16 protein-coding genes are annotated in these 22,924 nt (G+C 61.6%); 10 read left to right on the top strand and 6 right to left on the bottom strand.

The genetic code is table 11. From position 1 onward, the window contains the following. The 3 genes from JFT63_RS22180 to JFT63_RS22170 form a co-directional block, all read right to left on the bottom strand. The coding region (locus JFT63_RS22180; RefSeq protein ID WP_442963720.1) for a DUF6531 domain-containing protein at positions 1-1,657 on the bottom strand (1,657 nt) is incomplete at its 3' end. A 146-nt stretch (positions 1,658-1,803) separates the two neighbouring features. After that, a complete protein-coding gene (locus JFT63_RS22175; protein WP_198844772.1) occupies positions 1,804-4,878 on the bottom strand; it encodes an efflux RND transporter permease subunit in 3,075 nt (1,024 codons plus the stop codon). A 2-nt stretch (positions 4,879-4,880) separates the two neighbouring features. Continuing rightward, complete coding sequence (locus JFT63_RS22170; protein ID WP_057704707.1) at positions 4,881-5,987, bottom strand: efflux RND transporter periplasmic adaptor subunit; 1,107 nt, start codon at positions 5,985-5,987, stop codon at positions 4,881-4,883. A 440-nt stretch (positions 5,988-6,427) separates the two neighbouring features. Between JFT63_RS22170 and JFT63_RS22165 the strand changes: the two genes are divergently transcribed. From JFT63_RS22165 to JFT63_RS22155, 3 genes are all read left to right on the top strand, one after another. After that, a complete protein-coding gene (locus JFT63_RS22165) occupies positions 6,428-7,294 on the top strand; it encodes a pirin family protein (protein WP_198844771.1) in 867 nt (288 codons plus the stop codon). Positions 7,295-7,460: 166 nt separating this feature from the next. Next, positions 7,461-8,906: a mechanosensitive ion channel domain-containing protein gene (locus JFT63_RS22160; RefSeq protein WP_198844770.1), complete on the top strand. Its 1,446-nt coding sequence runs from the start codon at positions 7,461-7,463 to the stop codon at positions 8,904-8,906. Between the two features lie 93 nt (positions 8,907-8,999). Next, positions 9,000-9,437: a carboxymuconolactone decarboxylase family protein gene (locus JFT63_RS22155; RefSeq protein WP_054896576.1), complete on the top strand. Its 438-nt coding sequence runs from the start codon at positions 9,000-9,002 to the stop codon at positions 9,435-9,437. A gap of 33 nt (positions 9,438-9,470) precedes the next feature. Here the strand turns inward: JFT63_RS22155 and JFT63_RS22150 are convergent, their stop codons facing one another. After that, positions 9,471-11,615, bottom strand: a complete 2,145-nt coding sequence (locus JFT63_RS22150) for a TonB-dependent siderophore receptor (RefSeq protein WP_198844769.1) — start codon at positions 11,613-11,615, stop codon at positions 9,471-9,473. A 191-nt stretch (positions 11,616-11,806) separates the two neighbouring features. Here JFT63_RS22150 and JFT63_RS22145 point away from each other — a divergent pair, with 191 nt between their 5' ends. Continuing rightward, positions 11,807-12,586, top strand: coding sequence for an acetoin reductase (locus JFT63_RS22145; RefSeq protein WP_198844768.1), 780 nt, complete (start codon positions 11,807-11,809; stop codon positions 12,584-12,586). A gap of 42 nt (positions 12,587-12,628) precedes the next feature. On the opposite strand, the gene JFT63_RS22140 is transcribed toward JFT63_RS22145, so the two are convergent. Continuing rightward, on the bottom strand, positions 12,629-14,491 hold the full coding sequence (locus JFT63_RS22140; protein WP_186563226.1) for a sigma-54-dependent Fis family transcriptional regulator: 1,863 nt from the start codon (positions 14,489-14,491) through the stop codon (positions 12,629-12,631). A 307-nt stretch (positions 14,492-14,798) separates the two neighbouring features. Here JFT63_RS22140 and JFT63_RS22135 point away from each other — a divergent pair, with 307 nt between their 5' ends. From JFT63_RS22135 to JFT63_RS22125, 3 genes are read left to right on the top strand one after another with little or no spacing between them, the layout of a single operon-like run. Further along, complete coding sequence (locus JFT63_RS22135; protein WP_198844767.1) at positions 14,799-15,776, top strand: thiamine pyrophosphate-dependent dehydrogenase E1 component subunit alpha; 978 nt, start codon at positions 14,799-14,801, stop codon at positions 15,774-15,776. A gap of 38 nt (positions 15,777-15,814) precedes the next feature. Further along, positions 15,815-16,834 carry an alpha-ketoacid dehydrogenase subunit beta gene (locus tag JFT63_RS22130; RefSeq protein WP_186563222.1) on the top strand — a complete coding sequence of 340 codons (1,020 nt, stop codon included), beginning with the start codon at positions 15,815-15,817 and terminating at the stop codon, positions 16,832-16,834. Continuing rightward, a complete protein-coding gene (locus tag JFT63_RS22125) occupies positions 16,831-17,934 on the top strand; it encodes an acetoin dehydrogenase dihydrolipoyllysine-residue acetyltransferase subunit (RefSeq protein ID WP_198844766.1) in 1,104 nt (367 codons plus the stop codon). The genes JFT63_RS22130 and JFT63_RS22125 overlap by 4 nt, the downstream gene beginning before the upstream one ends. A gap of 84 nt (positions 17,935-18,018) precedes the next feature. On the opposite strand, the gene JFT63_RS22120 is transcribed toward JFT63_RS22125, so the two are convergent. Beyond that, on the bottom strand, positions 18,019-18,894 hold the full coding sequence (locus JFT63_RS22120) for a helix-turn-helix domain-containing protein (RefSeq protein WP_198844765.1): 876 nt from the start codon (positions 18,892-18,894) through the stop codon (positions 18,019-18,021). A gap of 138 nt (positions 18,895-19,032) precedes the next feature. On the opposite strand from JFT63_RS22120, the gene JFT63_RS22115 reads away from it, so the two are divergent. The 3 genes from JFT63_RS22115 to JFT63_RS22105 are packed head-to-tail and all read left to right on the top strand — an operon-like array spanning position 19,033 to position 22,793. Further along, positions 19,033-20,391, top strand: a complete 1,359-nt coding sequence (locus tag JFT63_RS22115; RefSeq protein ID WP_198844764.1) for a glutamine synthetase family protein — start codon at positions 19,033-19,035, stop codon at positions 20,389-20,391. Positions 20,392-20,415: 24 nt separating this feature from the next. Beyond that, entirely contained in the window at positions 20,416-21,504 is a 1,089-nt protein-coding gene (locus JFT63_RS22110; protein ID WP_057704702.1) for a polyamine ABC transporter substrate-binding protein, read from the top strand. Then, positions 21,501-22,793 (top strand): NAD(P)/FAD-dependent oxidoreductase, encoded by a 1,293-nt coding sequence (locus JFT63_RS22105; protein WP_198844763.1) that lies wholly within the window; start codon positions 21,501-21,503, stop codon positions 22,791-22,793. Before JFT63_RS22110 ends, JFT63_RS22105 begins: the two co-directional genes overlap by 4 nt. Positions 22,794-22,924 lie beyond the last annotated feature (131 nt).

Here is a 22,924-nt window from a genome sequence, read left to right as displayed (position 1 = left end):
GCTCAATCCGCCCAGATCGATCACGGCAAATGCGCAGGCGGTTGTCATACGCATCGCTGATGGAAACCAACACACCGTTACGAAAGTGATAAAACCGCGACGCTTGGGCCAGCACCAGCTCATCAGGCGCCGAGCCCAGGTAGATCGCCGCTTCCGCCAGGCTGTTGGTAATCGCGGGTCGAGCAGAAGTCGGCAAGGGCAGGGTAGTCGAGCGATTCTCATGATCGGTCCACACCACCGAATCGCCCGACACCGCAAGCCGGTGGGCTAGCCCATGACTCCAGCCAAACCCCAACCCGCAATCCAGCTCCACCGCACTGGTGCGATAAAGCCGCGTCCACTCAAACGGCAAAACCCCGTCCAGTACGCCGTCGGTGAGAGTCAGCAATTCCTCGCCGGTGACCATCGACACCGGGCAGCCATGCGTGACCGTCTTGTCCGCTGGCGCCGCCGCATCCCCCTTCGGATTCGACGCCACGGCAGGCGCATCATGGACGTGTTCCTGCCGGACCAACGTGGTGCGCTGGGTCTTGCTGCGCACCACCGGCACCGGGTTCGAAACCAGCGTTTCGCCCGCTTTCAACGGCGCCACCGGCACTGCCTTAACCGGCACCGCTGCGCTATTGAGCAACACAGGCTTGGCGGCCTCGACATGCGTGTCCAACCGCGGCCCCGAGACTTGCTTGGCCAGCAATTCCAGCAACGCCCGTGCTTGCCCGGACTTGACGCCACTGAGCACCTGCGCCCCCAGGCGCAGCTTTACGCCAATACCCCGCGTGGCCCAGATCAGCAGCAGATTGATCAACACTTCGCCGGTAATTTCACCCAGCAGCTCGTACATTTCCGGCGGCGGCAACATCCGTATCCAGGCCACCACCGCTGCCACGTAGATAAACAGCAGCGGCTCATCACTGAGCACCAACAATCCCTTGGCCAACGTGTCTTTACCCAGCGCAAGCAGCGCATCCAGCTCGGCCTGGGACAGGTACTTCAGCAACTTTTCGCTGTTGGATTTGAGGTTCGCGAGCAGGTCATACAGCTCGGTGATGTTGTCCCACAGGTTGTAGAGCGCCTTGGCAAGTCCGGTAGCAAAGGCAACACTTTGTATGCCGCTGCGTTTGTAGGCTGGGGCCTTGGCGAAGTCTGCCCATTGAGGCTCGAAACGCTCGTCCCACTGTTTACGCAGATCCGCTTCCAACCCGGCAATCACTGACGTGTAAGAGGCATACAGCGCCTTGACGTGATCCCTGGAGACATTGGGGTAAAAGGTGATTTGGTACTGCTGGTCGCGGGTACAGTCGTTGACTTCAAGGATGCCGCTGGGGCCGATGGTGCGGTGGAGTGGCGCGCCGACTGGGCTGCCATCCCGAGCCAGGGCTTGCAGCGTCACCTGGGTGTTGCCGATGGGTACAAACCGGGTACTTTCGAACAGATGCATCAGGGTCAACCCACCCTGGGCTTTGCATTGAGCGACGGTACGGCTGGGCTTGTCGGAAGAGGCCGGCGCGACCAGTGCGACATCTTCCCCAACCTTGAACACCTGCTCCACGGCAAGTGCCGAACCACTCAACAGGCTGTCGGCCCACGCGTCGAACGTGTTCAGGCAGGTGCGAAAGTCCGCTAAAACGCGAGTGACATCCGGCGCCTTGGGATCCATGGGGGCCAACACAAAGCTGGCGAACGCCGGAATCAAGAGACAGCCCAGAAAATCTGGGCGCTAACGAAAACAACCATCTGCAATCCCTCGCACTGTTTGATCAGGCGAGGGACTTTGCAGAGGTTTTCAGGGCAGGGGAGTAGAGCTTATCCGGCGCTTACGTGGGAAGTTTCAGCAACCTTGTCACGCAGCACCAGGCTGCACAGCGCCGGCAGGAACAACAGCGTCAACACTGTGCCCACCAGCACACCGCCAATCAGCACATAAGCCAGCGACGACCAGAACACCGACAGCGTCAGCGGAATAAACGCCAGCGCCGCCGCCAGTGCGGTAAGGATCACCGGCCGCGCGCGCCGCACGGTGGCTTCGATGATGGCCTCGCGAATTGCCATGCCGTGATCCTGGTTCTGGCGGATCTGGTCGGTGAAGATCAGCGTGTTGCGCATCAGGATGCCGCCTATGCCGATCAGCCCGAGAATCGCGTTGAAGCCGAACGGCTGGTTGAACAGCAACAAGGTCGGCACTGCACCAATCAGGCCCAAAGGCGCGGTAGCGAACACCATGAACATCACGCCGAACGAGCGCACCTGGAACATGATCACCGTGAGGGTCAGCAGGATCATGATGGGGAACAGCGCCGCCAGGGCCACGTTGGCCTTGGCGCTTTCCTCAACCGGGCCGCCGATGTCGATTTTGTAACCGCTGGGCAGCTTGGCGATCAGCGGTTGCAGGTCTTTGTACACGGCCATTTCCACATCGGGCGGTTGCACGCCGTCGATGATATCGGCGCGTACCTCCACGGTGGTGGCGCGGTCGCGGCGTTTGAGGATCGGTTCTTCCATCACCGCCTTGAAATGCCCGACCTGGGCCAGCGGCACCGACGTACCGGCGCTGTTGGTCAGTGTCATGTTGTTGAGGTTGGCCAGGTCCTCGCGTTGGCTGCCCTGGGCGCGGGCCACCACTGAGACGGTGCGGTTGCCTTCGCGCACTTCGGTGATCGGGTTGCCGCTGAGCAGGGCGTTGAGCTGGGATTTGACCTCGTCGGGGGTAAAACCCAGCAAGCGCAGGCGATCCTGGTCCAGCACCAGGCGATAACCGCTGGCACGCTCGCCCCATTCGAGGAAGGTGTCTCTGGTCAGCGTGTTGCCGGCCACGACCTGACGCACGTCTTCAGACAGCCCGCGCAGCACATTCAGATCCGGCCCGGAGACGCGGAACACCACCGGGAACGGCACCGGTGGGCCAAATACCAACTGCGTGACCCGTACCCGCGCCGACGGAAATTCGCCCGCCGCAATGCGCTCGCGCATCCGCAGTTTCAGCGCGTCGCGGGCGTGGGAATCCGGGGTTTGCACAATCAGCTTGGCAAATGCCGGGTCGGGCATTTCAGGGTTCAACGACAGGAAAAACCGCGGCGCACCGCCGCCCACATAGGTGTCGACCATGCTGGTTTGCGGCTCTTGCAACAGCGCCTTCTCCACCTGCGCCGCCACCGCTTCGGTGCTTTTAAAGGCGCTGCCGGGTGGCATATACACTTCCAGAATCAGCTCCGAGCGGTCGGAGTCCGGGAAGAACTGTTTCTTCACCACCGCCATACCCAGGCCGCACACCACGAACGCGGCCACCACCATGCCGGTCACCAGCCAGCGCCCGCGCACGCAGGCTTCCACCAGGCTGCGCAGTTTCTGGTAGTAGCGCCCGGCATAAATCGCATCATGCCCGCCGGGGACTGGCTTGATGTGCGGCAACAACTTCACGCCCAGGTAAGGCGTAAACACCACGGCCACCAGCCAGGATGAAATCAGCGCGAACCCAACGATCCAGAAGATATTCCCGGCGTATTCGCCCGCCCCGGAGCGTGCAAAGCCAACCGGCAGGAAACCGATAATGGTCACCAGAGTCCCGGTCAGCATCGGCGCCGCCGTTGAGCTCCAGGCGTAGGTGGCCGCGTGGATGCGGTCAAAGCCTTCTTCGAGTTTGACCACCATCATCTCGATGGCAATGATCGCGTCGTCCACCAACAGGCCCAGAGAGATGATCAATGCCCCGAGGGTTACGCGGTCGAATTCACGGCCGGTGACCAGCATGATCACGAACACGATCGAGAGGGTCAGCGGTACGGCAGCCGCCACCACCAGCCCCACGCGAAAGCCCAGCGCGAGCAGGCTGATCAGCATCACCACGGCCAGGGCCACGAAGAACTTGAGCATGAATTCATTTACCGCCAGGCTGATGTTTTTCGCCTGATCGGAGACTTTGGCGAAGTTCACGCCCAGCGGCAGGTCGGCCTGGATCTTGGCTTCCTGGGCCAGCAGGCTCTTGTCCAGTTCCAGGCCGTTCCAGTGTTTCTCCATGATCACGCCCAGCATCAGCGCGGGGTCGCCCTGGTGGCGGATGCGGTAGCTGGGCGGGTCTTCATAACCGCGGCTCACAGTCGCTACGTCGGCGATGCGCAGCACGCGCCCATTGACTTGCAGGGGTACGTTTTCGATCAGCGTGAGGCTGTCGAAGGCACCGTCGATACGGATGTAGGCGCGGGCGCCGGCGGTCTCGACGAAGCCTGAAGGCGCCACGGCGTTTTGCGCGGCGAGGGCGGCGAAGATCTGTTCGGGCTTGATGCCCAGGGTTGCCAGGCGCTCATAGGAAAACTCCACAAACACGCGCTGGGCCTGCTCGCCGAGAATATTGACCTTCTTCACCCCCGGCAGGTTGAGCAAACCCTGGCGCAGTTCCTCGGCCATTTGCACCTGTTGGCGGTGGGGCAGGTGTTCGGCTTCCAGGGCGTACAGCGCAAAGTACACGTCGGAATATTCATCGTTGAAAAAAGGCCCGATCACGCCCTTGGGCAGTTGTGCGGCTTCGTCGCTGAGCTTTTTGCGCGTCTGATAGAACAGCGCCTGGATTTCGCTCGGGCGGGTGGATTCGAGGAAAGTCATGCGCATCGACACAAAACCCGGCTGGGCGATGGTCTCGACGCGATCGTAGTAGTCCAGTTCCTGCAAGCGTTTTTCCAGGCGGTCGGCCACTTGTTCCTGCATTTCCTGGGCAGTGGCGCCGGGCCAGGCGGCGGTGATGGTCATGACCTTGACGGTAAACGAAGGGTCTTCGGCGCGGCCCAGCTTGCCGAACGCGAAGACCCCGGCGACGAGGATCGCAATCAGCAAAAACAGAGTGACGGCGCGATGTTTGACGGCCAGTTCGGAGAGGTTGATCCCGCGCATACTCATTGACCCTGCTGACGGTTGAGGGCCAGCGCCTGGGCGGGCAGCAAGCGCACCGTATCGCCGCTGTGCAGCAGGTGAGCGCCGAGGGCGACGATGGTTTGGCCGGGTGTTACGCCGCTGTCGAGCAAGGCGTCTTCCTGGCCGAGGCTGGCGACTTTCACCGGGGCGAAGCTGATCTTTTGATCATCGCCAATCAGCCAGACCCCCGTGCCTTGCCCCGCATCCTGCAAGGCGCCAATCGGCACGCGGGTTTGCTGGGGCTGGCCGTTACCTTGCAGGCGCACGGTGATGGTGGAGCCGAGGGCGAAACGCTCGACCGAACCCTGCAGCACGTAACGTGCGCGGTAGGTACGGGTGACCGGGTCGGCGCTGGCGGACAGTTCGCGCAGGGTGGCGGTCACGGCCTGGTCGGCTGCGCCAAAGGGAAACGCCAGGGCTTTTTGCGTGGCCAGATCACGCTGGTTTTCCGGCAGGTTGACGATGGCTTCGCGGGCGCCGTCATGGGCCAGGCGCGCCACGATTTGCCCTTCGGCCACCACTTGTCCGCGATCGGCCAGCACGTCGGTGATGATGCCGTCGCCATCGGCCTTGAGGACCGAATAAGTGCGACGGTTTTCGATCTGGCTGGCATCCGATTGCGCCGCGGCCAGTTCGGCCTGGGCGACGCGCAGGTTAGTGGCCGACTGGTCGAAGATCTGCCGTGACACCGCGCCGGTACTGGCCAGGCGCTGGTAACGGTTTTCATCATCACGGCGCTGGCGCAGTTGGGCCTGGGCGGCGTTGACGCGGTTTTTTGCCGAGCGCAGCGCCAGTTCGAAGTCGCCGATGTCCAGCACCAACAGAGTGTCGCCACGGGAGACGTGCTGGCCGGGGTCGACCTTGCGCTCGATCACCTTGCCGCTGACCCGAAAGCCCAGGTCACTTTCAGTGCGCGCGGCCACTACGCCGGTATAGGCGCTTTGCTGGGTGCCGGCTGCTTCGACTTTGACGGCCAGCACCGGGCGCGATGTGGGCGCCTGGGCGGCGCTGTCGGCCTTGCTGTTACAACCACTGAGGACTACCAGCAGAGCCAGAGGCGTGAGAAGACGCAGGGGGAGAGGGGGCATGGCGAACTCCGGAAACCATTGTGCAAAAAAATTACGGGCGTAATTTTTGCTTATATTATGGTTGAAATATAAATTAATCCAGCCCCCTGATAGCCCCCGTCAGCTGTGCGCAGTTCTCCAGTGGGCTTGTTCGTGAAAGCGGAGTGTCTGTCCCTGATGACCCGCCGTCAGGCGGAACCCTAAGTGGCCGTTACCGCAGCAATGGATATGTACACAATCCAACTGTGATGACTGCCAGACCGCCTTCGCGAGCAAGCCCGCCCACAGTTTGGACCGCGGGGTGTCAGGTAGATAGATATCGCCTGGCAGGCCGTCATCGCAGGCAAGCCAGCTCCCACAGGTTAAAGCATTGTTCTATATGTAGAACGATCAGGGCTACTTTTACCGGCTAGTGTTCAAGAGTGAGACGATTTAAGGTGTACTCACTTTGGAGGTACACCATGAAAAAGCTGATTGGTATCTACACCAGCCCCCGCGCCCACTGGGTCGGCGACGGCTTTCCGGTACGTACGCTGTTTTCCTACGACACCATGGGCAAGCACATCAGCCCATTCCTGTTGCTGGATCATGCAGGCCCGGCCGAATTCACCCCGACTGAACAGCGTCGCGGCGTCGGCCAGCATCCGCATCGTGGTTTCGAAACCGTGACGATCGTTTACGACGGTGAAGTCGAACACCGCGACTCCACCGGTGCCGGTGGCAAAATCGGCCCGGGCGATGTGCAATGGATGACCGCAGCCAAGGGTATTCTGCACGAAGAGTTTCACTCCCAAGACTTCGCCCGTAGCGGCGGGGCGTTGGAAATGGTGCAGCTGTGGGTCAACCTGCCGGCCAAGGACAAAATGGCGGATGCCGGTTACCAGACCATCGTGGATGGCGACATTCCGGTGCTGCCATTGGCTGACGACGCGGGGCAATTGCGCCTGATCGCCGGTGAATTCGCAGGCACTCAAGGCCCGGCCCGTACCTTTACGCCGATTGATGTGTGGGACTTGCGCCTCAACGCCGGTAAAGCGGTGACGCTGGACCTGCACGCCGGGCGCAACACGGCCCTGGTCGTGTTGAAAGGCACGTTGTTGATCAATGGCGAAGAAGTCGCGCGTCAAGGGCAACTGGCATTGTTCGAACGTGATGGTGATCAGGTCACCCTGGAGTCCAATGACGACGCCAAGGTGCTGCTCCTCAGCGGCGACCCCATCGACGAGCCTATCGTCGGCCACGGTCCGTTCGTGATGAATACCGAGCAGGAGATTCACCAGGCATTTGCCGACTTCCAGTCGGGCCAGTTCGGGCAAATGCACGCCTGACGGTTCACCGCAACCTCCTGTGGGAGCTGGCTTGCCTGCGATAGCATCACCCTGGTGTAGCTGATACACCGCGGTGTTTGCATCGCAGGCAAGCCAGCTCCTACATTTTGTTTCCAGGTTTCTGATTTCATGCGATCTTCTCGGCATTCGCCCTGGAGTCGCCTGGATGCCCTCATTTATCGCTGATCACCCGATGTTGTGCGCCATGGCGTTGATCCTGATCGACATCGCCGTGTGGCGCCTGATTTCCCCCAGCCTGGCCAACTGGAAACTGGCGGCGCGGCTGGTGATCTTTGCGGTATTCAGTGCCGTGTTGTTCAACGACGGCATGAACCCCATGCAAGCGGCGCCCTATGCCGATGACACCACCTTGCACCTCGCCGCCACGGCGTTGCAGATCGGCTGGTGGCTGTTTGCGGCGCGTACCCTTACGGTGTTGCTCGGCGCAGTGATGATGCAGCGGGTCGGCCATACCGGGCGTTTGTTGCAGGATTTGATGGGCGCGGTGATTTTTTTGATCGCGATCATCGCCGCCATGGCCTACGTGCTCGACCTGCCGGTCAAGGGCGTGCTGGCCACCTCCGGCGCCGTGGCGATCATCGTCGGCCTGGCGCTGCAAAGCACCTTGAGCGATGTGTTTTCCGGGATCGTCCTCAACACCACCAAGCCTTACCAGATCGATGACTGGATCTCCATCGACGGCACCGAAGGCCGCGTCACCGACATCGACTGGCGCGCCACGCGCCTGCAAACCTCCCAGGGCAGCCTGGCGGTGATCCCCAACTCCCTGGCGGCCAAGGCCAAGATCATCAACTTCTCGCGCCCGGCGGACATGTTCGGCCTGGCGGTCAGCCTGCAAGTCAGTCCCCATGCGCGCCCGCAAACCGTGATCGAGGCCCTGGAGCGTGCGATGCAGGGTTGCCGGCCGTTGCTGGCCCAACCCGCCCCGAGCGTGGCATTCAAGGCCTCCACCAGCGGCGGCGTGGAATATGAGATCAGCGGGTTTGTACCGGCCATGGGCCTCAAGCGCGAAACCCGCAACCTGCTTTACGATCTGGCCTACCGGCATTTGCAGGCGGCGGGTGTGGGGCTGTTGTCTGCCACCGAAGGCAGCACGCCGCCTGCGGTGCCTGGCGCCCGCGCATTGCTGGAGCGCTCGTCGATTTTTTCCACCTTGCGTCAGGAAGAAAAAGACACCTTCAGCCAGAACATGACCCTGCATACCTACCGCGCCGGTGAGATGATCCTGGCGGCGGGGGAGGTCAGTGATCACCTGTTCATCATCGAGTCCGGCGTGGTCTCGGTGCTGTTGATCAAGGACGGGCACAAGTTCGAGGCTGGGCGCATGGGCCCGGGGGAGGTGATCGGTGAGTCCGGCATCCTCTCCGATCAGGCGGCACTGGCGGATTTTTCGGCCAAGACCTACTGCACGCTCTACCGCATCGAAAATGAATACCTCAAGCCGTGCCTGGACGCCCGGCATGATATCGGCGAAGCCATGAAGGCGCTGTTGGATTTCCGCCGCCATGCCGCCCAGGCCCTGACCGAAGATGCACCTGTGGTACCGGTCAAGAAGGGCTTCATCCAATGGCTGAGGAACCGCGGCCTGTAGATTGGTCACCTGTTCTTCGTCCGGATTGGCTATTTCTCCAGAACGCTGGGCTGACTACTCTGCGCACCTATCCCAACGTTCTGGAGATTCACCATGCAAACCCGTACCGATTTCTATACCGCCTCCCCGGACGCCATGAAAGCCATGCTCGCGCTGGAAGCGGCGGTGGGCAAACTCTCCATCGAATTGCCGCTGTTGGAACTGGTGCGCCTGCGCGTCTCGCAAATCAACGGCTGCGCGTTCTGCCTGGACATGCACACCGCCGATGCGCGCAAGGGCGGCGAGACCGAGCGTCGCCTGTACACCTTGTCGGCCTGGCGCGAAACACCATTTTTCACCCCACGTGAACGCGCCGCGCTGGCCTGGGCCGAAAGCCTGACCCTGCTCAGCCACACCCACGCCCCGGACGAAGACTTTAACGCCCTGGCTGCGCAGTTCAGCCCACAGGAACAAGTCGACCTGAGCGTCGCCATCGCCACCATCAACAGCTGGAACCGCTTGGCGGTGGGCTTTCGCAAGATGCCCAAGTAACGATCGGAGAGTCGCTGCTTTTTGTGGCGAGGGTCAGAAATTCACTGAAGCACTCAGGCGCGCCGTCAACGGTGCGCCCTGGAACAGGTAGTCATCGCCCATGTATTCGCCGGCGTCGCGCCAGTAGCGCTTGTCGAACAGGTTATCGACGCTCAGGCGAAACACTGTCTCGTAGCCATCGACCTTGGTGGTGTAGCGGCTACCGACGTTGACCACTGCGTAGTCGCCCACTTCCACGTTGCCGGTGCGATTGGCGGACTTCTTGGCGCTGTATTGCACGCCGCCCAATACCGCCAGGCCGTTGACCCAGGGCAGGGCGTAGTCGGCGTACACACTGGCGCGCAGCTTGGGCACGTTGATCGCTTGGTGGCCTTCGTATTCCGGCGTGCCGCTGCCGCTCACCCGCGCTCGGATCGCGGCCACGCTGGTGGCGATCTGCAGACGGTCGGTGGCCCAGCCGTTGGCGGACAGTTCCAGCCCGGTGTTCTTCTGCTGGCCCTGCTGCATATAGATAAATTCTCCACCTTCCGGTTTGGCGTACTGATAAGCCTGGCGGGTCTGGAACACGGCGGCGGCGAAGCTGATACGGCGCCAGTCGTATTTCACCCCGGCTTCGATCTGGCGGGAGACAGTAGGGGCGAGAGTTACATCTGGTATTTTTGCGAACCACGGCGCCGTGCCACCCAGGGACAGGCCCTTGCTGTAGCTGGTGTACAACGAAACGTTGTCCACCGGCTTGTAGATCAACGAGGCCTGGGGCAGGAACACGTACTGTTGGGTGTGGCGCGTCTGGTTGCCGGTGACGCTGTCGAAGGCTTTTTCGTCCAGGCGCACTTCACGGCCGCCGAGGATCGTTTGCCATTGCTCGTTGAGGCGAATGCGGTCGGTGACGAACAGGCCGTACTGGCGGCTGTCGAGGTTGCGGTGGCTGTCGTTCAGCGGTTTTTTGGTAGGTTCGAAGCTTGGCGTATCCTGATTGATATTACCGCTGCCGATGGGGTCGTTGACCGACTCACGTTTGTCGATCACCCGGCGAAAGGCACTGGTGCCAAACGTCAGTTCATGGCCGATGCCGCCGGTGTCGAACAGGCCGGTCATGGCCGCCTGGATTTCATCGTCTCTGCGGGTGTCGTCGGGGCTACGATAGTCGTAGATGTCATAGTCACCCTCCGGCGTGAAGTAATTGCCTAAGCCGTTGGTATCGCCGCCCCACGCAAACGAACTGTAATCGTCAATCACCACCTTGCTACGCGCTGCGCTGACACTGCCTTTCCACTGATCGCTGAAACGGTATTCAAACTTGCCGTTGAGGTTCAGTGAATCAATCCCCACCTGCTTGCCGCCGGTCTGGTGCCCCAGCAGTTTTTTCGGCGAGGCGTCGTGGGGCACCTCTGTGCCCCCCAACAGTTGATACCCCGGTACCGAACGCTGTTGCTTGTTCTGGTACTCGGCATCCAGTTGCAGCACGGCGTCGGGGCTGATGTTCCAGTCAAAGGCCAGGGACACGAAGTCGCGCTGGCCGTTGGCGTGTTCCACATAGGAATTGAGGTCTTCATGGGCGACGTTGGCACGCAGGCCGAACTGCTGCTCGCTGCCAAACCAGCCGCCAACATCGGTGGCGATATAACCGCTGCCGCGATCATCGGTAGACACCGTCACCGACCGCACATCTTCAGGCCGCTTGGTCACGTAGTTGATCACGCCACTGGGCTCGGAAATACCGCTCTGCAAACCCGCCAGGCCCTTGAGCACTTCCACCTGCTGCTTGTTTTCCAGGGCGACGTTCTGCTCGCCGGTGATGGTGCGCCCGTTGATCTTGTAGCTGCTGGCTGCATTGAGCGAGAAGCCGCGCACCACGAAGTTTTCGTAATAGCCGATGGGCGCGTAACTGTCGCCCACCGAGGCATCGTTGCGCAGCACTTCACTGAGCAGGCGTGCCTGCTGGTCCTTGATCAAGGCTGCGTTGATCACCGTGATCGAGGCGGGTGTGTCCAGCAATGGCGCTTCGTCAAAACCACCCACCGAAGCGCTTTCATTGCGGTAACCGGACTCATCCTGCCCCTGGACATTCACCGTCGGCAATTGGATCTCGGCGGCCAGGCTGCTGCCGATGCCGCCACTGAGTAACAGGCCGAGGGCGAAACGTGAAGTGACGACGGGGCGAAAACGCAAAACCATGGGGCAAGGCCTTAAAGCGCTGGGCGGGGGGCGCCTAAACTAGGCATAAGCGCGGGCTTTTACAAGCTTTCGCGCAATGTTCGCGCGGCGAGACAACCCGTCTCAGCTCCGATGCCGATCCCGTTGCGGCTCGACAGCCAGACGCTGGCTTGCGATAGACAAGGCTCCCCTCATCGTTTCAGGAGATTGTCATGGGTATCGCAGGTAAAGTTGCGCTGGTCACCGGCGCCGGGCAGGGCATAGGCCGGGCTATTGCCATGCGCCTGGCGCAGGATGGCGCCGATGTCGCGCTGGTGGACATCGACGGCGCCAAGCTCAACGCCGTGGCCGCCGAAATCGTCGCCACCGGCCGCAAAGCCTCTGTGTTCATCGCCGATGTATCCAGGCGCGAACAGGTGACAGCAGCGGTCGAGCACGCCCACCAGACGCTGGGCGGTTTTGACATCATCGTCAATAACGCCGGAGTGGCGCAGATCGACTCATTGCTCGACGTCAGCCCGCAGCAGGTCGAGCGCACCCTGGATATCAACTTCAAGGGCGTGCTTTGGGGGATCCAGGCGGCCGCCAACAAATTCAAGGCGCTCAAGCACAAGGGCAAGATCATCAATGCTTGTTCAATCGCAGGGCATGAAGGCTTTGCGCTGTTAGGGGTCTATTCGGCGAGCAAGTTTGCGGTACGCGCCTTGACCCAGGCGGCGGCCAAGGAACTGGCGAGCGCGGGGATCACGGTAAACGCCTATTGCCCCGGTGTGGTGGGCACCGATATGTGGGTTGAGATCGACAAGCGCATGGCCGAGATTACCGGGGCGCAGGTGGGGGCAACCTACAAGCAGTACGTGGATGGGATTGCCTTGGGCCGTGCGCAAACGCCGGAGGATGTGGCGGGGTTTGTGGCATTTCTGGCAGGCCCGGACGCCGACTATATGACCGGGCAGGCGCCGTTGATCGACGGTGGCCTGGTCTACCGCTGACAGCGTGGGTCGACTCGCCTGCGTGGGAGTCGACCCCTCGTATCAGTGGGTTTTGCCGGGCATATCAATACCCAGCTGGTTCACGCGCCGGTACAGGGTTGCCCTTGAAATCCCAAGGGCCTGTGCCGCAGGCGAGGGTTTCCAGCGATGGCGAATCAACGCATCCAGAACCATTTGACGCTCGGGGCTGGCGCTCTGTTCGGCCAGCCCTTGAGGCTGCTCGCCCCGAATATCAATCGGCAAATCCGCCACTTGCAGCGTAGTGCTTTCGCACACCGCACAGGCGTACGCCAGCACATGTCGCAGTTGCCGCACATTGCCTGGCCACGCGTAACCCAGCAGCAATTGCAGCGCGGCCTGGCCGATGCCCAACGACACGCCACTGTTACGTGCCTCTTGCTCCAACAGCCGATTGATCAGGGCCAGCTTATCGGTGCGTTCGCGCAACGGTGGCAGGCAGAAGCGCGCGCAACCGAGGCGAAAGTACAGGTCTTCCCGAAACCGGCCCGCGCTGACCAGCGCCGCCAAATCGCGGTGGCTGGCGCAGATCACCTGAATATTCACCACACGGGTTTTGGCTGCGCCCAACGGTGCGACTTCTCCCTCGGCCAGCACCCGCAGCAAACGTGTCTGCAACGCCAGCGGCATATCGCCGATTTCATCAAGGAACAACGTACCGCCGTCGGCTTGCAGTAGCAGCCCGCTCATGCCTTTGCTGGAAGCTCCGGTGAAGGCGCCGGGTGAATAACCGAACAGTTCGCTTTCAATCAAGCTTTCCGGAATCGCCGCGCAGTTCACCGCCACAAACGGCCCGTCCCGGCGCGCGCTGTGCTCATGCAACTGGCGGGCGAAGACTTCTTTGCCGACGCCGGTTTCACCTTGCACCAGCACGGGCAGGTTGCGGTCCTTGACCCGCGCAGCCAAGCGCAGGTGCTCCTGGATCCGCGGGTCGACTTGAGTCTCTGGCAGCGCCCGAACCGAGGGGCGTCGGGGTGCATTGACCCTCACGTGTACCGCGTCGGGCTTGCCCCGCCAGTGCAACTGCCGGGTTGACTGATCAGTGGCTGCACGCAATGCATCCACGTCAAACACTTCGCCGATATGCTCAGGCAGCTGGCCAAAGCGCAAGCGCAGGGCTTGACGCGCCTTGCTGTTCAAGGCGTGCAGACGTCCGTCCTGGTCCCAGGCCAGCAGCAGGTCGGGTTGGCTGTCGACAAAACCTGGGGTGCTATGGGCTTGTAACACCCAGTGCTGCCGGGCGCTGTGCATGAAAAAAGCGTTTTCGATGGCCTGGGCGCTCTGCGCCACCATCTGCCGTATCAGGTGCTGGCTGCCGCGGTCATCCGGCGACTTGAGCGCCGAGACATCCAACACGCCCAGCAGGTGGCCCTGCGGGTCGAAGATGGGCGCGGCGGAACACGTCAGGCCTATAAACGCTGCGCGAAAGTGATCACGCTTGTGCACCGTCACCGCGGTTTTACTGGTCAGCACCGTGGCCACGCCGCAGGTGCCTTCCTCGGCTTCCGACCAGCAGGTGCCCAGGTAAAGGCCGGCCTTGCGGCAGTCGGTACGAATGTTCGCATCGACACGGTGATCGATGGTCTGGCCCTGGGCGTCGGTGAGCATCACGCAGTAGTCGGCATGGCGCACGCGGTGGTGCAACTGCGCGACTTCTTCGCCGGCGATGCGCATGAACAGCTCGGCGCGCTCGCGACACTCCTTGAGCAAGGGTTCGCTGAGGATGCGTGGACCTTGCAGGGAGCCGGGGTCCAGGCGGTGTTGCTCCATGGACCGCCGCCACGAATCGAAGATCAGCGACGGCACGGGCGCCTGGGGCAGGCGCTCGGCATTGCGGACCACGCGACTGACACAGTCGACATGCTCCCTGGAGCTCATGGCGAGCATAAAGCCTCCGGTTCTCAAGCTTTGTTGTTATGCGCGTTATTAAGCGCGCATGTGCGCCGACGGACAAGGGCACCCTGACCAACGCCTGCATTGAGACGCTGCGTCTCATGCCGCTGAGACTCAAGGGGCGCACTGCGTGGTTGCGTCTCACATATAGCCGACCACTTGCCTGGGCATCGCTGTGCGGCACGGCTCTGGATCAAGGCTTTGCCAGGTTTTCTCGACGGTTGGCACAGGCTGTGCTGAACAGCTTGGCACTGGCCGCAGCCAGTCTTTTGTGCGTCGAGACAACCTGGAGAACAACAAGATGTCCACCCACCTGTGCACCGATCAGTTACTGCATGCCTACACCGTGATGCGCACCATCCGCGATTTCGAAGAACGCCTGCATGTGGAGTTCGCTACCGGCGAGATCCCCGGTTTCGTTCACCTGTATGCCGGTCAGGAAGCCTGCGCCGCCGGCGTCATGGCGCACCTCAATGACGATGATTGCATCGCGTCCAACCACCGTGGTCACGGCCACTGCATCGCCAAGGGCGTCGACGTGTTCGGCATGATGGCCGAAATCTATGGCAAGAAAACCGGCGTGTGCGGCGGCAAGGGCGGCTCCATGCACATCGCCGACCAGGAGAAAGGGATGCTCGGCGCCAATGGCATTGTCGGGGCCGGCGCACCATTGGCTGCGGGTGCGGCGCTGGCTGCCAAGCTCAAGGGGAGCCAGGGCGTGGCAGTGGCGTTTTTTGGCGACGGTGGCTCCAATGAAGGTGCCGTGTTTGAAGCGATGAACCTGGCGTCGATCATGCAGCTGCCATGTTTGTTTGTCGCCGAAAACAACGGTTATGCCGAGGCCACTGGCGCCGGTTGGTCGGTGGCATGCAAAGACATCGTCGAGCGCGCCGCCGGGTTTGGTATGCCGGGGGTGATCGTCGACGGCAATGATTTTTTCGCTGTGCATGAAGCGCTCGGCGTTGCTGTGGAGCGGGCGCGCCAAGGCGACGGGCCGACACTGGTCGAGGTCAAGCTGAGCCGTTTCTACGGGCACTTCGAGGGCGATGCGCAAACCTATCGCGGCGCTGACGAAGTGAAAAACCTGCGTGAAAACGCCGATTGCCTGGCCTTGTTCCGTCAGCGCTGCCATGCCGAAGGCTGGCTGGATGCAGCGCAGTTCGAGCGCATCGACGGTGAAGTGGCGCAATTGATCGAAGACGCCGTACGCCTGGCCAAAACCGACCCCAAGCCCCAGGCCGCCGACCTGCTAAGCGACGTTTACGTGGCTTATCGCTGATCACCAACTTTATAAAAACAAGATGTGGAGAGAATCTAATGGCTCGTAAAATCAGCTACCAGCAGGCGATCAATGAAGCCTTGGCCCAGGAGATGGGCCGTGACCAGAGCGTATTTATCATCGGTCAGGATGTGGCCGGTGGCACCGGTTCCCCCGGTGAGCAGGACGCATGGGGCGGTGTGCTCGGCGTGACCAAGGGCTTGCACCCGCAATTTCCCGGACGCGTGCTGGACGCGCCGTTGTCTGAGGTCGGCTACGTGGGCATGGCGGTGGGCGCCGCTACCCGTGGCATGCGCCCAGTGTGCGAATTGATGTTCGTCGACTTCATCGGCTGCTGCCTGGACCAACTGCTCAACCAGGCTGCCAAGTTCCGCTATATGTTCGGTGGCAAAACCACTACACCGCTGGTGATCCGTGCCATGTACGGCGCCGGTTTGCGGGCGGCTGCCCAGCATTCGCAAATGCTCACCTCCATGTGGACGCATATCCCCGGCCTCAAGGTGGTATGCCCGGCCACGCCCTACGATGCCAAGGGCATGTTGATCCAGGCGATCCGCGACAATGACCCGGTAATTTTCCTTGAGCACAAAATGCTCTACGGCTTGCAGGGCGACGTGCCGCAAGAGCTGTACACGGTCCCGTTTGGCGAAGCCAACTTTGTGCGGGAGGGCACGGATGTGACGCTGGTGACCTACGGGCGCATGCTGCATATCGCGCTGGAAGCCGCGGCCAACCTGGCGCGTCAAGGCATTGATTGTGAAGTGCTGGACCTGCGCACTACCAGCCCGCTGGATGAAGACAGCATCCTTGAGAGTGTCGAAAAAACCGGGCGCCTGGTGGTGATCGACGAATCCAACCCGCGCTGCTCGGTCGCCACCGACATCAGTGCCCTGGTGGCCCAGCGGGGGTTCGCTTTCCTGCGCGCCCCCATCGAGATGGTCACCGCGCCGCACACCCCGGTGCCGTTTTCCGATGCGCTGGAAGACCTGTACATCCCCAACGCCGCGAAGATCGAGGCGGCCGTGATGAAGATCGCCGACAAGAGGACCGCCGCATGATTCATACCCTGACCATGCCCAAATGGGGCCTGTCGATGACCGAGGGCCGCATCGATGTCTGGCTCAAACAACCCGGCGACCGAGTGGAGAAGGGCGAAGAAGTACTGGACGTGGAGACCGACAAGATCTCCAGCAGTGTCGAGGCACCTTTTAGCGGCGTGCTGCGTCGGGTGCTGGCGCTCAGCGATGAAACCCTGCCGGTGGGCGCTCTACTGGGGATAGTGGTGGAGGGCGAGGCGACAGAGGCTGAAATCGATAGCGTGATCGAACGCTTCAACGCCGGGTTTGTTTCCAGCGCCGCCGAGGCCGAAGAGGCGGGCCCCAGCGCACACAAAGTCGAGGTGGGCGGGCGCTTGCTGCGTTATCTGGACATGGGCGAGGGCGGCATGCCGCTGGTGTTGGTGCACGGCTTCGGGGGCGATCTGAACAACTGGCTGTTCAATCAACCGGCCCTGGCCGCCGAACGCCGGGTGATTGCCCTGGACCTGCCGGGGCACGGGGAGTCGGGCAAGTCTCTGCAAACGGGGGACGCCGCGGAGCTCAGTCGCGCCGTACTGGCATTGCTCGACCACCTGGCGCTCGACCGTGTGCATTTGGCCGGCCACTCCATGGGTGGGCTGGTGACCCTCACCGTCGCCAGCCTGGCGCCTGCACGTATCGCCTCCATCACCTTGATCGCCAGCGCGGGTCTGGGTGCGGATATCAACGGCGATTACCTGCGAGGTTTTGTCGAAGCCAACAACCGTAACGCGCTCAAGCCGCCATTGACTCAACTGTTCAGTAACCCTGCGCTGGTGACGCGGCAGATGCTGGAGGACATGCTCAAATTCAAGCGCCTGGAAGGGGTGGATCAAACGTTGCGCCAGCTCAATCAGAAGCTGTTCGATGGCGGGCGACAAATGCTGGATCTTCGCAATGAGGTGGGCCGCCAGCCGAGCCTGGTGATCTGGGGCAGCGACGATGCGATCATCCCGGCAAGTCACGCCCAAGGGCTACAGGCTCAGGTGCATGTACTGCCGGGGCAGGGGCATATGGTGCAACTGGAGGCTGCGGAGCAGGTCAATCAATTGATCTCGACCTTTCTGAAAGCGCAGCCCTGATTGACCTACAAGGGTGGGGGGGACGGTTTTGCCTGTTCCTCCCACAAGGTCAAGCGCTTTTTTTCAGCTGCAGCGTCTCAGGGTTTAGCTGGGCAGCTCTTGAAAAAGCGCCCGATAGCTGTTTGAAAACCGCCCCAAATGCCAGAACGACCAATTCATCGCGACCTCGGCTACTGTAGCCCCCATTGAGTTGAGCAACTCTCGTCGCGCCCCATTCAAGCGGCGCAACCGCAACCACTGCGCCGGGCTTATTCCGGTGTAGGTCTTGAAGCCCTGCTGCAATTGGCGCAACGGCACACCCGCAATCTGCGCCAGTTCCAACAGGTTGGCAGTTTCATCCGGAGCATCCGCCGCCCATTCGCCGATGCGCGCCATCAACCGGCGTTCTTCTGCGCGCTTTTGCAACGAGCTGCCGTCCAGGCACACGCAGGCGTTGTCGAGAATGAACAGGCAATCGTAGAGCAACTGCTGGGTGAGCGCATCGCGGCTGATGGGGTCGGTCAGTGCCGACAGGCGCGTTAGGGTGCCGCTCAGCCAGCGGGTGAACAGCGCATTTTGCCGACAGGTCAGCGGTGCCATGAACAAGCCTTCGAGTTTGGCTATATCCAGGCCCTGACGCTGGACGAACTGCGGGCCGAACACCACGGCTACTTCGCGGTAGTTTACCGGGGTGATCCAGGTGTTGCGGCTTTCGCCATTGAGCAGGTACAGCGCGTTGTCACTGGCGTCGAAACAGAACGCCAGGGCGCCGGCAGGTGCGTTGAAATGCTGCTCCACGCGGGTGTTCATGCACTCTTCATACACCTGCACGCCTTGCAGATCGAGGTAGCGCACGCGCCCGGCGAAATGCCCGGGGGACATCTGCTGGTAATGCTGCACCCAACCGGGTGTGGCACTGCATTGGGCGGTCACATCGCCGGTGGCGAAGGCCTGTACGCGCAAAGCGTTTGCCTGTGTCATGGGGGATCCGTGCGCACTCTATTGGTGCGTTGTACTGCGTGCAAAGTGGATAGATGCCGTTTCAAGGCTGGCCCAAGATAGACCTCAATGCGCTGGGAGTACAACCCGGCGTCGCATCCCACCCAAGACGAGGTCCTTATGAACGCCCCCTTCGATCAGCTCTCCACCTGGCTGAAAGAACACAAGATTACCGAAGTCGAATGCGTGATCAGTGACTTGACTGGCATCGCACGCGGCAAGATTGCACCCACCAACAAGTTCCTGCATGAGCGAGGCATGCGCCTGCCGGAAAGTGTGTTGCTGCAAACGGTAACCGGGGACTTTGTCGACGACGATATCTATTACGACCTGCTGGACCCGGCCGATATCGACATGATCTGCCGCCCGGTCGCCAACGCCACCTACGTGGTGCCCTGGGCCATCGAACCCACCGCCATCGTGATCCACGACACCTTCGACAAACAGGGCAACCCGATTGAACTGTCACCGCGCAATGTGTTGAAGAAAGTCCTGCAGCTCTACACCGACCAAGGCTGGCAGCCAATTGTCGCGCCGGAAATGGAGTTCTACCTGACCCAGCGCTGCGAAGACCCGGACCTGCCGTTGAAAACTCCCATCGGCCGCTCGGGCCGTGCCGAAACCGGGCGCCAGTCGTTTTCCATCGATGCCGCCAACGAATTCGACCCGCTGTTCGAAGACGTCTACGACTGGTGCGAAGCCCAGGGTCTGGACCTCGATACGCTGATCCACGAAGACGGCCCCGCGCAGATGGAAATCAACTTCCGTCATGGTGACGCCCTGGACCTGGCCGACCAGATCACCGTGTTCAAGCGCACCCTGCGTGAGGCCGCGCTCAAGCACAACGTGGCCGCCACCTTCATGGCCAAGCCGGTGGCCGACGAGCCCGGCAGCGCCATGCACCTGCACCAGAGCGTGGTCGAAATCGCCACCGGCAAACCGGTGTTCGTCGATGCCGACGGCAACATGAGCGCGTTATTCCTGCATCACATCGGCGGTCTGCAGAAGTACATCCCCAAGCTGCTGCCGATGTTTGCCCCCAACGTGAACTCGTTTCGGCGTTTTTTGCCGGACACCTCGGCGCCGGTCAACGTCGAATGGGGCGAAGAAAACCGCACTGTCGGCCTGCGCGTACCCACGTCCAGCCCCGAGGCGATGCGCGTGGAAAACCGCTTGCCGGGTGCCGATGCCAATCCGTACCTGGCGATTGCTGCCAGCTTGTTGTGTGGCTACCTGGGCATGATCGAGTACATCGAACCCAGTGCGCCGGTGGAAGGCCGTGCCTATGAGCGCCGCAATCTGCGCCTGCCGTTCACCCTCGAGGATGCCCTGGCACGCATGGAAGACTGCGACACGGTCAAGCAGTACCTGGGCGAAAAATTCGTGCGCGGCTACGTGGCGGTCAAGCGCGCCGAGCACGAGAATTTCAAGCGGGTGATCAGTTCCTGGGAGCGTGAGTTCCTGCTGTTGAGCGTCTAAAACAACGATAAAAGGGGTGACGATATGCGTCTTGTGAACAAGCTTTTCCCGTTGGCGCTGGCGGCGGCGTTCAGTGCCAGCGGCCAGGCGGCGTCGACGGTGAGCGTCTACAACTGGACCGACTACATCGGTGAAACCACCTTGGCGGACTTCCAGGCCAGGACCGGGATCAAAGTGGTGTACGACGTGTTCGACTCCAACGAAACCCTGGAGGGCAAGTTGCTGGCCGGGCGCACCGGCTATGACGTGGTGGTGCCGTCCAACCATTTCCTGGCGCGGCAAGTGAAGGCCGGTGCGTTCCTCACGCTGGACCGCGCGCAACTGCCCAACTTCAAGAACCTTGATCCCCGGCTGCTCAAGCTGCTGGAGCAGAACGACCCGGATAACGCGCACTCGGTGCCGTACCTGTGGGGCACTAACGGCATCGGCTACAACGTCGACAAGGTCAAGCAGGTGCTGGGTATTGAGCGCATCGATTCATGGGCGGTGCTGTTCGAGCCGGACAACCTCAAAAAGCTCCACGAATGCGGCGTGGCCTTCCTCGATTCGCCGGATGAGTTGTTCCCGGCGATGCTCAACTACATGGGCAAGGACCCGCGCAGCGAGAACGCCGAGGACTACAAACAGGCCGAAGCCAAGCTGCTGACGCTGCGGCCGTACATCACCTATTTCCATTCCTCCAAGTACATTTCGGACCTGGCCAACGGCAATATTTGCGTGGCCTTCGGTTATTCCGGCGACGTGTTCCAGGCCGCCAATCGCGCCGAGGAAGCCAAGAATGGAGTGAACATTGCTTATTCGATTCCCAAGGAAGGTTCCAACCTGTGGTTCGACCTGCTGGCGATTCCTGCCGACGCCAGCAACCCCAAAGAGGCCCACGCGTTTATCAACTACCTGCTCGAACCCGAAGTGATCGCCAAGGTCAGCGCCTCGGTGGGCTACGCCAACGCCAACCCGGCGGCCAAACCGTTCATGGCCCCGGAGCTGGTGAACAACCCTGAGGTTTACCCGCCCCAGGAAGTCCTCGACAAGCTCTATATTTCCACCACGCCCACACCGGCGACCATGCGTGTAATGACCCGCGCCTGGAGCAAAGTGAAGTCCAACCGATGATTCAGTCCAATCAACATGCGCAGTCTTATTACCGCGCGACAGCCAATGCCATGCCGCAACGGCCGGCACTCAATGCGGACCTGAGCGCCGATGTGTGTGTGATCGGCGGCGGGTTTACCGGGGTCAACACGGCCATTGAACTGGCCCAGCGCGGTCTCTCGGTGATTCTGCTGGAGGCTCGTCGCATTGGTTGGGGCGCCAGTGGGCGTAACGGTGGGCAATTGATTCGGGGTATCGGTCATGATGTTTCCGGGTTTGCCAAATACGTGGGCGAGGAGGGCGTGCGCTATCTGGCGCGCGCCGGTATCGACTCGGTGGCGTTGGTGGGCGAGCGCATCGGCGAACATGGGATTGATTGCGACCTGCGCTGGGGTTTCTGTGAACTGGCCAACACGGCGGCGCAATTCGCGGCGTTCAAGGATGAGCAGGCGCAACTGGCAGCCATGGGCTATACCCCTGAAACCCGCCTGGTGGGCGCGCAGGACATGGCCCAGGTCGTGGGTTCGACGGTGTACGCCGGTGGGCTGGTCGATATGGGCTCCGGGCATCTGCACCCCCTCAACCTGGTGCTCGGTGAGGCACAGGTGGCCGAAGCGCTCGGCGTGCGGATCTTTGAGCAGACCGAGGTGCTGGAACTGATCCATGGCGAAACCGTGCAAGTGCGCTGCGCCGGCGGCACGGTACGCGCCGCCCAGTTGGTGCTGGCGTGCAATGCGCACCTGGAAGACCTGGAGCCGCGCCTGGGCGGCAAGGTGCTGCCGGCGGGCAGCTACATCATCGCCACCGAGCCACTGCCTGAACCAGTAGCCCAGCAGTTGATCCCACAGAACCTGGCGCTGTGCGACCAGAAAGTCGGGCTGGATTACTACCGGCTGACTGCCGACCGGCGCCTGTTGTTCGGCGGTGCCTGCCACTACTCGGGGCGCGACCCCCAGGACATCGCCGCGTACATGCGCCCGAAAATGCTCAAGGTGTTCCCGCAACTGGCCGACACCGCCATCGAGTTCCAGTGGGGCGGCAAGATTGGCATCACCGCCAACCGCTTTCCCCAGGTCGGGCGGCTCAAGCAGTACCCCAATGTGTTCTATGCCCAGGGCTATTCCGGTCACGGCTTGAACGTGACGCATTGGTGCGCACGGCTGCTGGCCGAAGGGTTACATGCGGGTGCAAGCCAGGGCCTGGATATTTTCAGCCAGGTGCCGCACATGACCTTTCCCGGTGGCAAGGCGCTGCGTTCGCCACTGCTGGCGTTGGGAATGTTGTGGTATCGCTTGCGCGAAGCACTCTGAGAACCAATGTGTGCGGGCTTGCCCGCGAAGACGTCGGTTCACCAACATTGATGGCGACTGAACCACCGCTATCGCAGGCAAGCCAGCTCCCACACTGGTTCTGCGTTGTCCACAAAATCATCACCCGGCAT

It is taken from the genome of Pseudomonas sp. MF7453, from assembly GCF_016405455.1.
GTDB lineage: Bacteria > Pseudomonadota > Gammaproteobacteria > Pseudomonadales > Pseudomonadaceae > Aquipseudomonas > Aquipseudomonas paralactis.
Note: the sequence above shows the minus strand (reverse complement) of the source record. Positions and strands in the feature narration are given on the sequence as shown.